This is a genomic window from Candidatus Puniceispirillum marinum IMCC1322 (assembly GCF_000024465.1).
GTDB lineage: Bacteria > Pseudomonadota > Alphaproteobacteria > Puniceispirillales > Puniceispirillaceae > Puniceispirillum > Puniceispirillum marinum.
Genome location: NC_014010.1, coordinates 2,452,030 through 2,464,946, shown reverse-complemented (window position 1 = coordinate 2,464,946; position 12,917 = coordinate 2,452,030). Strand labels below are relative to the sequence as shown.

General features: G+C 52.7%; 12 protein-coding genes. 6 read left to right on the top strand and 6 right to left on the bottom strand.

All coding sequences use genetic code 11. The features are described 5' to 3' along the window. The first annotated feature begins 26 nt into the window (after positions 1 to 26). From SAR116_RS11515 to SAR116_RS11505, 3 genes are all read left to right on the top strand, one after another. Positions 27 to 236, top strand: a complete 210-nt coding sequence (locus SAR116_RS11515; RefSeq protein ID WP_013047116.1) for a ribbon-helix-helix domain-containing protein — start codon at positions 27 to 29, stop codon at positions 234 to 236. Positions 237 to 364: 128 nt separating this feature from the next. After that, the gene (locus SAR116_RS11510; RefSeq protein WP_013047115.1) at positions 365 to 1,105 is read left to right on the top strand and encodes a glutamine amidotransferase-related protein; all 741 of its coding nucleotides are present in this window, start codon (positions 365 to 367) and stop codon (positions 1,103 to 1,105) included. A 64-nt stretch (positions 1,106 to 1,169) separates the two neighbouring features. Beyond that, a complete protein-coding gene (locus SAR116_RS11505) occupies positions 1,170 to 3,218 on the top strand; it encodes a hydantoinase/oxoprolinase N-terminal domain-containing protein (RefSeq protein WP_013047114.1) in 2,049 nt (682 codons plus the stop codon). Between the two features lie 8 nt (positions 3,219 to 3,226). Here the strand turns inward: SAR116_RS11505 and SAR116_RS11500 are convergent, their stop codons facing one another. Beyond that, a complete protein-coding gene (locus tag SAR116_RS11500; RefSeq protein WP_013047113.1) occupies positions 3,227 to 3,886 on the bottom strand; it encodes a LysE family translocator in 660 nt (219 codons plus the stop codon). 114 nt (positions 3,887 to 4,000) lie between these two features. On the opposite strand from SAR116_RS11500, the gene SAR116_RS11495 reads away from it, so the two are divergent. Then, positions 4,001 to 4,576, top strand: a complete 576-nt coding sequence (locus tag SAR116_RS11495; protein WP_013047112.1) for an NADPH-dependent FMN reductase — start codon at positions 4,001 to 4,003, stop codon at positions 4,574 to 4,576. Positions 4,577 to 4,608: 32 nt separating this feature from the next. On the opposite strand, the gene SAR116_RS11490 is transcribed toward SAR116_RS11495, so the two are convergent. Continuing rightward, positions 4,609 to 5,322 (bottom strand): hypothetical protein, encoded by a 714-nt coding sequence (locus SAR116_RS11490; protein ID WP_148212305.1) that lies wholly within the window; start codon positions 5,320 to 5,322, stop codon positions 4,609 to 4,611. Positions 5,323 to 5,629: 307 nt separating this feature from the next. Between SAR116_RS11490 and cuyA the strand changes: the two genes are divergently transcribed. After that, on the top strand, positions 5,630 to 6,649 hold the full coding sequence (cuyA, locus tag SAR116_RS11485) for a D-cysteate sulfo-lyase (RefSeq protein WP_013047110.1): 1,020 nt from the start codon (positions 5,630 to 5,632) through the stop codon (positions 6,647 to 6,649). Between the two features lie 138 nt (positions 6,650 to 6,787). Here cuyA and SAR116_RS11480 read toward each other — a convergent pair whose 3' ends face one another. Next, positions 6,788 to 9,703: a zinc metalloprotease gene (locus SAR116_RS11480; protein ID WP_013047109.1), complete on the bottom strand. Its 2,916-nt coding sequence runs from the start codon at positions 9,701 to 9,703 to the stop codon at positions 6,788 to 6,790. Between the two features lie 282 nt (positions 9,704 to 9,985). Continuing rightward, entirely contained in the window at positions 9,986 to 10,585 is a 600-nt protein-coding gene (locus SAR116_RS11475; protein ID WP_013047108.1) for a LysE family translocator, read from the bottom strand. A 203-nt stretch (positions 10,586 to 10,788) separates the two neighbouring features. Between SAR116_RS11475 and SAR116_RS11470 the strand changes: the two genes are divergently transcribed. After that, positions 10,789 to 11,445, top strand: coding sequence for a LysE family translocator (locus tag SAR116_RS11470; RefSeq protein ID WP_013047107.1), 657 nt, complete (start codon positions 10,789 to 10,791; stop codon positions 11,443 to 11,445). A 27-nt stretch (positions 11,446 to 11,472) separates the two neighbouring features. Here SAR116_RS11470 and SAR116_RS11465 read toward each other — a convergent pair whose 3' ends face one another. Continuing rightward, a complete protein-coding gene (locus tag SAR116_RS11465; protein ID WP_013047106.1) occupies positions 11,473 to 12,318 on the bottom strand; it encodes a methylated-DNA--[protein]-cysteine S-methyltransferase in 846 nt (281 codons plus the stop codon). Between the two features lie 283 nt (positions 12,319 to 12,601). Further along, positions 12,602 to 12,916 carry a hypothetical protein gene (locus SAR116_RS11460; RefSeq protein ID WP_013047105.1) on the bottom strand — a complete coding sequence of 105 codons (315 nt, stop codon included), beginning with the start codon at positions 12,914 to 12,916 and terminating at the stop codon, positions 12,602 to 12,604. Between the last annotated feature and the right edge of the window lies 1 nt (position 12,917).

The window sequence follows — 12,917 nt, the reverse complement described above, 5'->3', positions numbered from 1 at the left end:
GAAACAACGATAGCAAAGACCCTAAAGTGAAAAAGCGTTCGGTTACCATTCATGGACATCGCACCAGCATTTCGCTGGAAGATCCGTTCTGGGACAGTCTCAATGAGATCGCCACAAAACGTGGGCAATCACTGGCCAGCTTGATCACCGAGATTGACAAAAACCGTGATGGTGGCCTGTCTTCAGCCCTGCGGTTGTTTGTTTTTGCCGAACTTACGCAAAATGATAACGGGTGAAGAACATTCATCATGATGTCGCAAAGTTAATCTGCTTTGCGGCATATAGACAGCAACGCCGACATTCTATACGCATATATGATCATCACTTATTAAGCAGTACATATTATATGTAAAAGGACAAACAGATGCATATCGCCATTCTGGAGACGGGTCGCACCAACAAGAAAATGCCAGCGCATTTTATCAATTATCCGGATATGTTTGGCAGCTTGTTTGGTGATTATGCCGCTGAATGTGGAATACATTTTTCAATTGTTCCGGTTATTGAAGATGTGTTTCCCGACGATGTGCATGATTATGACGGCTATCTTGTTACTGGTTCGGCATTTGGCGTTTATGATGACGCGCCCTTTATCCCAAAACTGATGGTATTACTACGCGATATTTACAAAGCCCGCATTCCCCTTGTTGGTGTTTGTTTTGGTCATCAGATCATTGCGCACGCACTGGGCGGACATGCGCAGAAATGGTCTGAAGGCTGGGGACTTGGCATTCGTCCTGTACAATTGCTTGCGCCTTGTCCGTGGATGGCAGATGGCAACGCTAAAGCCACCTCAAATGACAATGTTGATCTGATCCATATTCATCAAGATCAGGTGACAAGCCTGCCTGATGAGGCTGTGCTTGTTGGCACCTCGGATTTTTGCAAGAACGCCATGTTTGCGATCGATAATATTGTGTTTTCAATGCAGGGGCATCCAGAATTCACCAATGAATATGCCGCCGCACTGATTGATCTCAAGCGTGATGTGATTGATGCTGAAACAATCGATGATGCGCATGCAACATTGAAATACACGCATCAGGGCGAACAGATGGGACGCTGGATTATGAATTTCTTTGCCCAGCATGCCAAAGCCGCCTGACTAGGTTATATTAACCAGGGTTATATCAACTCAAGTTATATCAAAATAGTGACAGGATAATATAATGACGCTTGTGATTGGACTTGATACCGGCGGCACCTTCACCGATGCAGCTTTGCTTGATGCCAAGGCCGGCACCGTACTGGCAACCGGAAAATCACTGACCACGCGTGAAGATCTTTCCATCGGCCTTAGTGGTGCAATCTCTAAAACACTTGACGCCTTTGACGGTGACCGGCGTGATATCGGCCTTGTGTCATTATCGACAACGCTTGCTACCAACGCCGTTGTTGAAGGCGTTGGCGGGCGTGTTTGCCTGATTATGATCGGCTTTGACGAGGCCGCGCTTGAGCGCGCTGATCTTGCCCGTGCTCTTGGTCAGGATCCTGTCTATTTCATCAATGGCGGACATAGAGCCGATGGTGGCCAGCAAGCCCCGCTGGATAAAGATGCCCTGATCACCGCCATTACCAGCATTGGCAAAGATGTTTCCGCCTTTGCCGTGGCCAGCCATTTTGCCACGCGTAACCCGGGGCATGAAACCGAAGCCCGGCGCCTTATCCGCGACCTGACAGGCTGTCCGGTCACTTGTAGCCATGAATTGTCGTCATCCCTTGGCGGGCCACGTCGGGCTCTGACTGCAATTCTGAACGCCCGCCTGATCAATCTACTGGAACAATTGATCGCCGCCACCGAAACCATCATGACATCACAGGGGCTGGATTGTCCGCTTATGGTTGTCAAAGGCGATGGCTCACTTCTGCATTCTGATTTTGCCCGCACACGCCCAGTTGAGACCGTATTATCCGGTCCCGCCGCCAGCCTGTCAGGAGCCGCCTTTCTGGCGGGCACCAAAACAGCCTTGATCGCTGATATTGGCGGCACCACAACCGATGTTGCCTTTTTGCAGAATGGCGCCCCCCGCCTGAAACCTGATGGTGCCTTCGTTGGCGGCTGGCAGACCATGGTTGAAGCAGCAGAAATTCGCACCTGTGGTCTTGGCGGCGATAGCGAGGTGCAACCTATCTCACGAGGCCGATCAACCGGCATTACGCTTGGTCCACGCCGCGCTATTCCCTTGTCTATTCTGGCACAAAGCTGGCCAGAGGTAAAAACCATCCTAAAGGCCCAGCTTGACCTGATAGTGCCAATGGCGACCGATGGCCGTTTTGTAATTCCGGTCATGCCCGATGGAATCCCATCATGGTTGACCCGATCCGAAGCACGCCTGGCGCAAAAGGCGCTTGAAACCGGCCCATCGGCGATTGCTGATCTAGCGGCAACGCAACTTGCCCTTGGCGCGGTTGACCGACTTATCAGTCGGGGCTTGTTAGCACTAGCATCCTTTACTCCGACCGATGCCACCCATGTCACGGGTGACTTTACCGATTTTGACGCCGAAGCTGCATCTCTGGGTGCGGCACTCATGGCACGTCAGAAGAACGGCTTTGGCGATCCAATTGCCGAAAACGAAATACATATTGCGCGCATGACACTGGCCGAATTGCATCGTAAATCTGCCTTGGCACTTACCGACGCCGCTTTTGCCCATGATGGTGCTGGTGAAAATATCGCCTCAAGCAACAGCTTGCTGGCTGATATGTTCACAGCGCAACCTACCGCGCAGAATAGCGACAATACTCAATCCAGTTTTCTGGCTGACAACAAGCCCAAAAAGCTGGTTTCGGTTTCCATGCAACTTGATACCAGCCTGATTGCGCTGGGCGCATCTGCCGCCACACATTATCCACATATTGCCCGCTTGATGAATCTTGATCTGACTGTCCCCAAACATGCTGATGTGGCTGGCGCGGTTGGGGCGGCGGCTGGATCGGTACGCCAGCGTGTAATGATTTCGGTAACGCAGCCAACCGAAGGTAAATTCCGCGTGCATCTTCCTGACGGGCCCGTTGATCTAGGCATTATGGAAGATGCGCTGATCCGGGCACGCGATGCTGCACACCGGCTGGCATCCGACCGTGCCCTTAATGCGGGGGGCACCCAAATCGATGTAACGCTTAGCGAAGATGTAAAACTGGTTCCACTTAGTGCGGATAGGGATCTATTTATAGAAGCGCTGATTTACGCCACCGCCGAAGGCCGCGCTGCCTAAACGTTCCATCACGTTGGCAAACCGGTAAACAGCAAGCTGGCACCCAGAACTACCAAGGTCACACCTGCCAGACATTCCAGCCCATTGCGAATTCGCGCTTGCTTGACGCGTCCCACCAGATAGACCGCCAGCGCGGCATACCCAGCCAATATTGGTAGTTCAACTAACAACGATACCACGCATAAAGCGGCAAATTGCAAAAATATCGGCCCCGCCGGATCGACAAATTGCGGAATGATGGCTAGAAAAATGATGATGTTTTTGGGGCTTGATGCCTGCACCAGAACCGCCGCCATAAAATCACGTCCGAATGACGCGGCTGCAATCGGCGCAATCACAACAGCATCACCATTCTGCGGCTGCCGGTTTACCCGCCAGACGTCATAAAGCCCGCGCCCGCCAAGATAGGCAAGATAGGCTGCACCAGTAACCTTGATGATCATAAACAGCCAGGGCGCCGCCACAATCGCTGCACCAACACCCAATGCCGATAATAAAAAGAACACGGCATTGACCGACATGATACCTGCCGTTACTGCCATACCAGCACCAAACCGACCACCAAGCGATTTTGAAATCACCAGAAAAACTGCTGGCCCTGGTGCCAGTGACAGGAAAAATTCGGTCACAGCAAATAAAGCAAGTGCTTGTGTAAAATCAGAAATCATACTGGCGATTATACCCCCTGCATCTGACAAAACAAGTGGCTAGCATTAACACCTGATTAACCTCTGTCTGCTAGACTTTAATATCTATGCTGTCATTTGAAACGGAAAGCTGACATGCGAAATACGCCCTCAATTCTAGTTTTTTCTGGCTCAACCCGACAAGGAAGCTTCACCAAACAGCTGGCACAGGTTGCGGCCAGCACGGTTGATCTACATGGCGGTAAAGCCAGCTTTATCGATTTGGCCGATTACGAAGCCCCGCTTTATCATCAGGACAATGAAGCCAATAACGGCTTGCCTGACGCCGTTATCCGCTTTCGCGCACTTCTGCATAGTCATGACGGTATGATGGTGGCGACTCCCGAATATAACGGCTTTGTGCCGCCATTACTTGTCAATATGTTCAGCTGGGTATCGCGCCCCTATCAGGATACCGCCGCAAACGCCCTATTTCACGGCTTGCCCGTGGGCTTGATGGCCACCAGCCCTGGTGGTCTGGGCGGTGTGCGCGTAATTCCGCGCCTACGCGACTATATGGCTGAACTTGGCGCGGTTGCCGTGCCTGGCTTTGTTACCTTGCCACATGCGGCCACGGCCTTTGACAAGTCAGGTAGGCTGCAGAGTGAAAAAGCGCAGTCAAGCCTTGACGCGCTGGCACGCCGCCTCATATCCGCATGCCAGACCATATGAGGATCAGCGATACAGCTACCGTCATATAGGTTTTAAAACAGCCGCTCTTGCATGGTTTTACACATCGCATCGAACCGCTTGACATCGCTATAGCGTTTTTTCGTGCTACGGATGGCACCAACTGGCTTATAATCACGCACTTCGTGATCTTTCCATTCGATCTCCAAGCGGCCATTAAAACGGTTCAGACTCAAAGACATGTCTTTGACAATTTCGCGGGTTGGCGTCATCGGACGACCTTCAACCAGCGCTTCAACCAGACCACCAGACTCGCTTCGCGCACTCAACAGCAATTCATCTTCACTTGCAACGATATTGACGGACCGCATGATGCCATTCTCCATGCTTTCTTCGGGTTGCAAATCTAGCGAAGGCAATCGCACATCACGTTCGAAAGGTTGTAATTTCACCCGGCTAAAAACGCCATTACTTCCATCTATTGATAAATAGAAAGCGCCCTTAAACTCATCTTCGACGGGGATGGTCTTATCGAGCGCGGCAGCAATCGTAAAGGCCTCCTGCCCCATTGTATTAGTACCATCATAATAGCTAGACCCAAGACTGGCGCGCGTTCCTTCAGAGCGCGTACGGGTATCTGAAATTCCGGTAATGGTTTTGAAGTTACCATCACAAACTAGAAATACCGTTGCCGCATAAGCGTTGCTTGCTGATAATGCTGTGCCAAATCCTATAAGGTTGAGCATCAAACCAGCCGTAAAAAATGTACGGCGTATTGTGTCTGTCATAAAGCACTGCGTCTGGGCAATCACCCAATTAAAACCCTGTCTCATCATCATCCCCTAGCGTCAACAGCTTGTCGTAATTTAGGAATAATAATGAGATTAATAATTTAAACCTATAGCCTGATGAGCCAACAATTCAGCACCTGATTATCTGTTACATCATCTAAAGCCCATTGCCCTCATATACGCAAATAAGGCATAGTCAGGTTTCTCGTCGCTGTTCGGGGCTGGCGTTTACCACCGCCGTAATCAAACGACACATCATTTGTAGTCATAACCTAAAAGAGAATTTACCGTGTCTGAAACATCAATGTCGCATGCGACTTCCGATTTACTAGCTCCTTTCCCCCGCGTCAGCCTATGTCACCAGCCAACCGCGCTGGAATTTATGCCGCGCATAACCACAGCCCTGGGCGGGCCAAAACTGTGGGTCAAGCGCGATGATTGCACGGGTCTGGCAACAGGCGGCAACAAGACGCGCAAGCTCGAATTTCTGATCGCCGCCGCTATCGAGGCTGGCGCCGATATGGTTGTCACGCAAGGTGCCGTCCAGTCAAATCACGTCCGCCAGACGGCCGCCGCGGCCTGTAAATTCGGCCTCGGTTGTCATGCCCTGCTTGAACGTAGGGTGCCGGATCGTGCGGATTCATACGAACAGACAGGCAATGTGCTGTTTGATCATCTATTTGGTGCCAGCATCGAATATCGTCCAAGCGGCCTTGATATGAATGCCGAAGCCATCGCCGTGACCGAAAAGCTGAACGCTTCGGGGCGCAAGGCCTATTTCATTCCGGGTGGTGGTTCGAATGAAATAGGCGCGCTGGGCTATGTCGCTTGTGCTGGTGAAATTCTTCAACAATCTGCCGATCAGGGGCTTGATCTGGGCTGGATTGTCATGGCCACTGGCAGTGCGGGGACGCAGGCCGGTCTGGTTGCCGGCTTGCATGCGGCGGGTTCTGATGTGCCGGTTATGGGCGTCAGCGTACGCCAGGCACATGATATTCAGGTGAAAAATGTGCATGGGCTGGCGGTCAAAACCGCCGCGACCCTGACCGATACGCCTTTGCCGGTTGAAAAAATCATTGTCGATGATGGCTATGTCGGGGCTGGCTATGGCTTGCCAACCGAGGGCACCCTTGCCGCGATCGAGCTTTTCGCGCGTCAGGAAGGCCTGCTGTTTGATCCGGTCTATTCGGGCAAGGGTCTTGACGGTCTGATCAATATGGTCAAACAGGGCTTTTTTGACGATGCAAAGGATGTCGTGTTCCTGCATACAGGCGGCGCGGCGGCACTATTCGCCTATGAAGCACAGCTGGCGGCGATGGGCTGATCGACAAAAAACTGAAAATAAGTTGAACTAACCCCTTTAATTTTACTCACACTTCCCTTGCTTTCAACTACCTTAAATTTAGCAAGGGGATTACCATGTATGAGATGCTGGCCAGCCTTTGACCACAGGACGACCCTGTCACATCACATCCATCGACACCACCATCTGCGACATGACGCTCGATTCCTCTTCCTCAAAAGCCTCGTCGGTCACGGTGATGCGAAAGGCGATGTGTTTCTCGGCCCCGGCCGCGCCATATTCGATGAACAGGTCGTATTTGTTGTCGCTGTTCCGGTCCCGTGGTGTCTGATGGTCCAAGGGCGTGTTGCGAACATAGAGCCCCCCGTCACGGATCTCGAAGAATTGCGCATCACTCAGGACCGGGAAAATTTCCGCATCGACACTGGGATCGACACCCTTCAGGAACTTGCTGTCGGTGCCCTTCCAGATCAGTTTCGCATGCGGCCAGGCCGACAGGTCGGCGATTTTCTCACCGGCCGGCGTGTCATCATCGATGTCCTCCGTCTTCAACAGCCGGTCGATGATCTCACGGGCCGCGGCATGTTTCCTGGCGCTCTCGGCCGGATCGTCAGCCGCTTTGACATCGCCAAGAATAATGCGAAGGGCGAAGTCATAGGTCGACATTTTTTCAATGTTTGGCCATTGGGCAAAGACCGTCTTGATGCTCTGCGACCACAGATCGGGCCTGTCCGGATCCATGGCCACGGCGACAAGCTGCTGTTTATGGAGCAATCTGTCCGCCAGAAGACTCGACCAGTAGAACTTAGCATCCCCCGTCTGCCTGTCGACAAGGAAAGGCAAGGGCAGAACATCTTCTGCAAAGCCATAAACCTTGAATTTTTGAGCTGTGTTGCGTGTCCGCACGATAAAATAATGGACTTCGAGGTTTTCGGGTTCGACATCGGCCCTGAAGCTGTAATTCTGATCGGGATCGATCATCACCTCAGCGCCAGCACGAAATTGCGGCGGTGCGGGCAGAGGCTCATCCTGTTGAAAGACCTGCTCCACCGCCGGACGTTCACCATTCGCCCTGTGACCAAGGAAAGATTCAATGCCCGGACGCTGTGAGCCCGGCCGCTCTCCTTGCGGTGCCCCATAGAGGAATTGCAGAACCGCGATATCCGCCGGGGTCAGGCCAACCCAGTTGGTCTTCGGGCTATAGCTCATGATGGTGCTGAAATCCGATTCCAATTCCGGTCTGGCTGGCCAGCTTGTCTGTCTTTGGCCATTGGAGTCAAAGGGATGCCGCAACCCCATCATATGGCCGATTTCATGAACAGGCTCACCGCGGTAATGCGTGTAGGGTTTCGAGGGGTCGAAATGTTGCACAAAACGCGCTGACGCGCCGGGATAGCCGGCCCATGCGCCGGGCGTTCCCGGGATATGAACGTAATCCGTTGGCAGAAACAGATAGATGATGGGCACATCGCCCCTGTTGTTCTGGCTATGCTCGACCTCGACGAAGCGAACATTCGCGGCGCGCTCGAACTCTGCAAGCACGGCCTTGATGTAACGGCGCGCCTGATCAATCTGTTCCTGCGTCCTGATGAAGTACCCCGAAAGATAGCCCCAATTACCGTTGGCGTCCGGCGACCTAGCAACATCATTGGCGTCCGTCTGCCGCTTGTTGCTGTCCGTGACAAGCGACCAGGTCAGAACAAGCGGCCCCTGTTCCGGCATACGCCAGGCGACACCGGACAGAAGATATTGCGTCAACGCCCCCGGCACAGGCCGGCCTTGTCCGAACACATCATCACGGGTGAAGCTCAAGGTCGGCTTCGCGTTCTCTGCAACAAACTCCACATCATTGTGCGCCTCGCCAATGGGGTGCGGCGTGTAGAGTTCGTGGATCAGATCGCCAACGGTAACCGACAGGTTGATGAAGCTGAGATCCTCATCTTCCTCGCGCCTGCTGAGGCGTATCCGGTAGATATTGTCCCGGTCTAGGTCGCCCGGGGCCTCAAAATCCGGCATGGTGGTAAAGAACAGGCGGCCATCGTTGCCGAGCTGGAACAGATGATTGTCCTCAAACCCTTCCACCAACTCGTACCCCTGCGGAGCGGTAAAGACCGACTTCGTTGTTGGGAAATTCTCATGGATTTGGCTGGTGCTCTGTTCAACGGTCACGGTGATCGTCGGCCTGGGAGGATCGCGCGCGACCTGTTCGGCCTCCCGCAGCATCTGGTCGGGGGTCTTGCGGTCACCGGCGCGGCTATCAGGGCGGTCATCCGCATTGTCCCGGTTGTTCGTATGGATCATCTCGGTAACCCGCCTTGCAGCGGCCTGTAGGCCTGCCGCCAGCGCGGGTTCTCCCGCCATCAGGGACGGCGCGAACGGGTCGGTCTCGGTAATCAGCCGGTCATTAAGGCCAAACCGCACAGAAAAGGCCTTGATCTGGTCCGGGGTGGGACGCGGGCCATGAAGCTGAACAAGCAGTTCGGTCAATGGCGTCACAACATCCGATCCCGGAGGCGCGCGCAATATGTCAGGCAGGATATAGGGAAGGTCGGGCGACCTGCTGGCAAGAAAGGGGTGCGCTTGAGTCTTGGCATCGGTCTTCAGATCAACCAGAAGGGCCTTGTTTTCATGCCCCTTGAAGGCCATGTTCCGTTCTGCGAAACGTCCACCATTGTCCGTAGTCGCGACATATAGATCGCCATCATCCAGCTGGCCATCATCATTGATATCGAGATAGACCCGCGCATCCCTGACCGGCCCGTTGACAACCCGGCCGGCGATTAGGGGCCCGGGTTCAGAATCAGACTTTTGCCTTTCCTCTTGCTGCTTTTCCTTTGTCGCAGTTGACGCGGCACTACCTGTGGTCTGCGGATTGCCGCCACCGCCACCGCCACCGCCACCGCCGCCACAGGCGGCAAGGATAAGGGTCCAGATGGACATCAGCGGGGATGTGACATCGCGCTGGATCCGGCCGCATGGCTTGCCGTTACCCGCCGCAGGCGGATTGGCAGGCATTTCCGAGACAAGAATATTCGCCGTCGCTCCGCCCGGGCTTTCTGAATGGTCAAATGTCATATCGCGTCAACGCTTCCACTGGTTGATAATAAACATCTCGGTCGCCGGAAGGTACAATGCCCGCAACACCGCAAAGGGTATATGCTTAATATCTTAGCGCAGGAGAGGTAAATTTATCGTTAAGATGCCGAAACAGCCCCATCAGGCAAACTCTGTCAGGTCGGCTAAGCCACATAACCCACGCATTCCTGCCAAGTGCCTCGTCCAGCACGTCATCAGCGGCGGGCGAAGGCGGCGCTATTCGCCTATGAAACCCAGCTGGCGGCGATGGAGTAACCCCGCCTACAGCCACATCAGGCCAATCGACAGAATAAGGCAAATCCCCAAAATCCAATGTAGCGCCCCCACATAAGCTGGTGGCAACAAAGCGACCCTTGAGCCAAAAGCCGCCCATAGCCATAATGATCCATAGCAAATCACAAAAAACAAAATGGCAAATGTCATCAGCGTCACAATGACAGGCTCATGCGCTACTACATAAATGGAATTTGCTGACAGCGACACGCTCCATGCTTTGGGATTAGCCAGTTGCGTTAAAGCGCCATCAATAAATCCTAGTGGCGGGCTGTCATGATGGTCATGTGCGTAATTATTGCCACTGCTGATAATTCTATAGGCCAGATAAAACAGATAGGCTGTACCAACGATCTTGATACTGTTGGTGATAACCGGATAGGCGGAAATCACAGCCCCAAGACCCATCCCCAGACATAACAACAGACCGGTAAAGGCGATGGTTGCCCCCAATATATAGAGCTGGCTTTTGCGAATGCCAAATTGCGCCCCCGACATGGCAAGAACAATATTGACTGGCCCCGGCGTTATTGATGTGACCAGCGCAAAAAACGCCATCGACGTGATATGTAAAAGCTGTTCATTCACTATCAGTTCCTGAGTTTAGCTCCATGCCAAGACATAACCATGCCAAGACATAAATTTATATTGTAAGTCAGCATCATAGCATGTCTTCGATTAAGCAATATCGTCAAGACCATAGCGCTACCACTTCTAATTGGCGTAATGTCTTAATCTTGCCTAGACTGAGCGCGACCCTTTAAATCGCAAAGCCATGAGAGTGCGGATCCATGATTGAAACCATCGCAGGCTACTGGCCAGGTCTGATGACCATATATATTGCCAGCTTTCTGGGCTTTGTCAGCCCGGGGCCCAATTTTGTTGTCATCACGGCACATGCGGTAAAGAACCGCCGCGCAGGCGCGGCCACAGCCCTTGGCGTTAGCTTTGGCACCGCTATCTGGGTGATGCTGACATCAACAGGCATCACAACCTTGCTTAACGCCTATGAGGAAACCACCTTGATGGTTGGTTTGGTTGGCGGTTCCTATCTATGCTGGCTCGGGGTAAAATCATTGCGGGCGGCGCTAAGCGGCACAAAATTTTCAGATGAATTCAACAAGCCATCCAGTGCAGAAACATCTTTTTCGCGCGCAATCCTGACCGGCCTGTTCATTCAGATGAGCAACCCGAAAGCAGCTTTATTCTGGATTGCACTGTCATCATTGGCGATCAAGCCACACACCCCATCGATCGTCATTATTGCCATGATCATTGGCTGTTTTGCGATCTCGCTATCGTGGCATATGGTGCTGGCGCTGGTATTTTCTACGGGCTCGATACGCCAGACCTATATCAGCTTCAAATCGGTAATTTCGGCCATTTTCGGTACGTTATTCATCGGCTTTGGCCTGAAAGTCATTCATTCGGTGATAGCGGGGAGATAAACGCTCTGTGGATAGGCGCGCGCACCCTCACCCCGTCATCTGTGCGCCTTCCCATGCGATCATCGCCTGTTTGCGCTCTGCCCCCCACATATAGCCGCCAAGCGCGCCATTCTGCCGGATCACCCGATGGCACGGAATCAGAAACGCCACCGGATTATGCCCAATCGCCGTGCCGACAGCACGCGACGCCGCAGGCTGGCCAATCATGCGGGCAATACCGCCATAGCTGGCCAGCTCGCCCATCGGGATTTTCAGCAAGGCTTCCCAGACCTTGATCTGGAACGGTGTGCCTTGCAGATGCAGTTTTATTTTGCCGTCTGGCGATGCCTGATTCCGGCCAAAGACCGATAAAGCGTGCGTTTGCATCTGATCCCGACATTGATGAAACCGTGCCTGCGGGAATGTCCGATAAAGCGTGTCAAAGCCGGCATCACGATCCGCTTCGAATGCCAAATGGCAAATGCCGTTGCGGGTCGAGGCGATCAGCACCGTGCCAAACGGACTATCGGCAAAATCATAATTGATTGTCAGCCCCGCGCCTTGCTGTTTGAACGCGCCCGGGGTCATGCCTTCGATTGACATGAATAAATCATGCAGGCGGCCAGCCCCCGAAAACCCCGCATCATAGGCCGCGTCCAGCACACTTGTGCCTGGCGCGCGCAAGCTGGCCTTGGCGTAATCAAGGCTCAGAAACTGGATAAATTTTTTCGGGCTGATGCCTGCCCATTTTGAAAATAGACGCTGAAAATGAAACGGGCTGACATGAATTTCCGCCGCCACATCTTCCAGAGACGGCTGGTCCTTGAAATGACGGGCGATGTAACCGATCGCGCGTTCGACACGTTCATAGTCAATCTGCGACTGGTTTGTCATGCTGGCCTCCTTAACCTATCTGCCCATGATCATGATTTGCCATAATCCAGATTATACAGCCAAAGCCCCGCGCACGACCCGTTTCTTGCTATATGTTGTCACGGTTGAGGGGACACACGCCCAGCGCGCCCAGTTAAGCCATGTTACGCCCAGTTATGCCCAGTTACCCGACATACAACAAACTAGCTTGGGTAGCCGCATATTATGCTTTTGCGCTGGATGTTGGCGTTTCTCGCGTGACCCTGGGGGCTAGAGGAAACATGATATCCTGCATGACTTCATGTTAGCGTGGTATATACCAATCCGCATTTTCCAATTGAAACATAGCCAGACATTCATCATTGGCAACGTTTATAATGATACGGTCATCATCTTCATATTTATGAAATGTCATAACCAGCGCGCTATCCTTAAGGCATATAAATATATGTTGTGCGGAAGTTCCCCATCTGTTTTTTTCCATATCATCTTTAATGAAATCATAATCGGCATGCCCAAACTGTCCGGTTTCCTTAACCAGAAAGACGCATCTATAATATTTCGTTATATAATCGAGGAAGGGACGACAATAGTTTATATCTAATGATTTGATGGTCATC

Excerpts from the sequence above, each read along its gene's own strand:
- cuyA (WP_013047110.1), top strand. The coding sequence starts at position 5,630 with ATGTCGCATGCGACTTCCGATTTACTAGCTCCTTTCCCCCGCGTCAGC.
- SAR116_RS11465 (WP_013047106.1), bottom strand. The coding sequence starts at position 12,318 with ATGACAAACCAGTCGCAGATTGACTATGAACGTGTCGAACGCGCGATC.
- SAR116_RS11505 (WP_013047114.1), top strand. The coding sequence starts at position 1,170 with ATGACGCTTGTGATTGGACTTGATACCGGCGGCACCTTCACCGATGCA.
- SAR116_RS11460 (WP_013047105.1), bottom strand. The coding sequence starts at position 12,916 with ATGACCATCAAATCATTAGATATAAACTATTGTCGTCCCTTCCTCGAT.
- SAR116_RS11495 (WP_013047112.1), top strand. The coding sequence starts at position 4,001 with ATGCGAAATACGCCCTCAATTCTAGTTTTTTCTGGCTCAACCCGACAA.
- SAR116_RS11490 (WP_148212305.1), bottom strand. The coding sequence starts at position 5,322 with ATGACAGACACAATACGCCGTACATTTTTTACGGCTGGTTTGATGCTC.
- SAR116_RS11500 (WP_013047113.1), bottom strand. The coding sequence starts at position 3,886 with ATGATTTCTGATTTTACACAAGCACTTGCTTTATTTGCTGTGACCGAA.
- SAR116_RS11480 (WP_013047109.1), bottom strand. The coding sequence starts at position 9,703 with ATGACATTTGACCATTCAGAAAGCCCGGGCGGAGCGACGGCGAATATT.
- SAR116_RS11470 (WP_013047107.1), top strand. The coding sequence starts at position 10,789 with ATGATTGAAACCATCGCAGGCTACTGGCCAGGTCTGATGACCATATAT.
- SAR116_RS11510 (WP_013047115.1), top strand. The coding sequence starts at position 365 with ATGCATATCGCCATTCTGGAGACGGGTCGCACCAACAAGAAAATGCCA.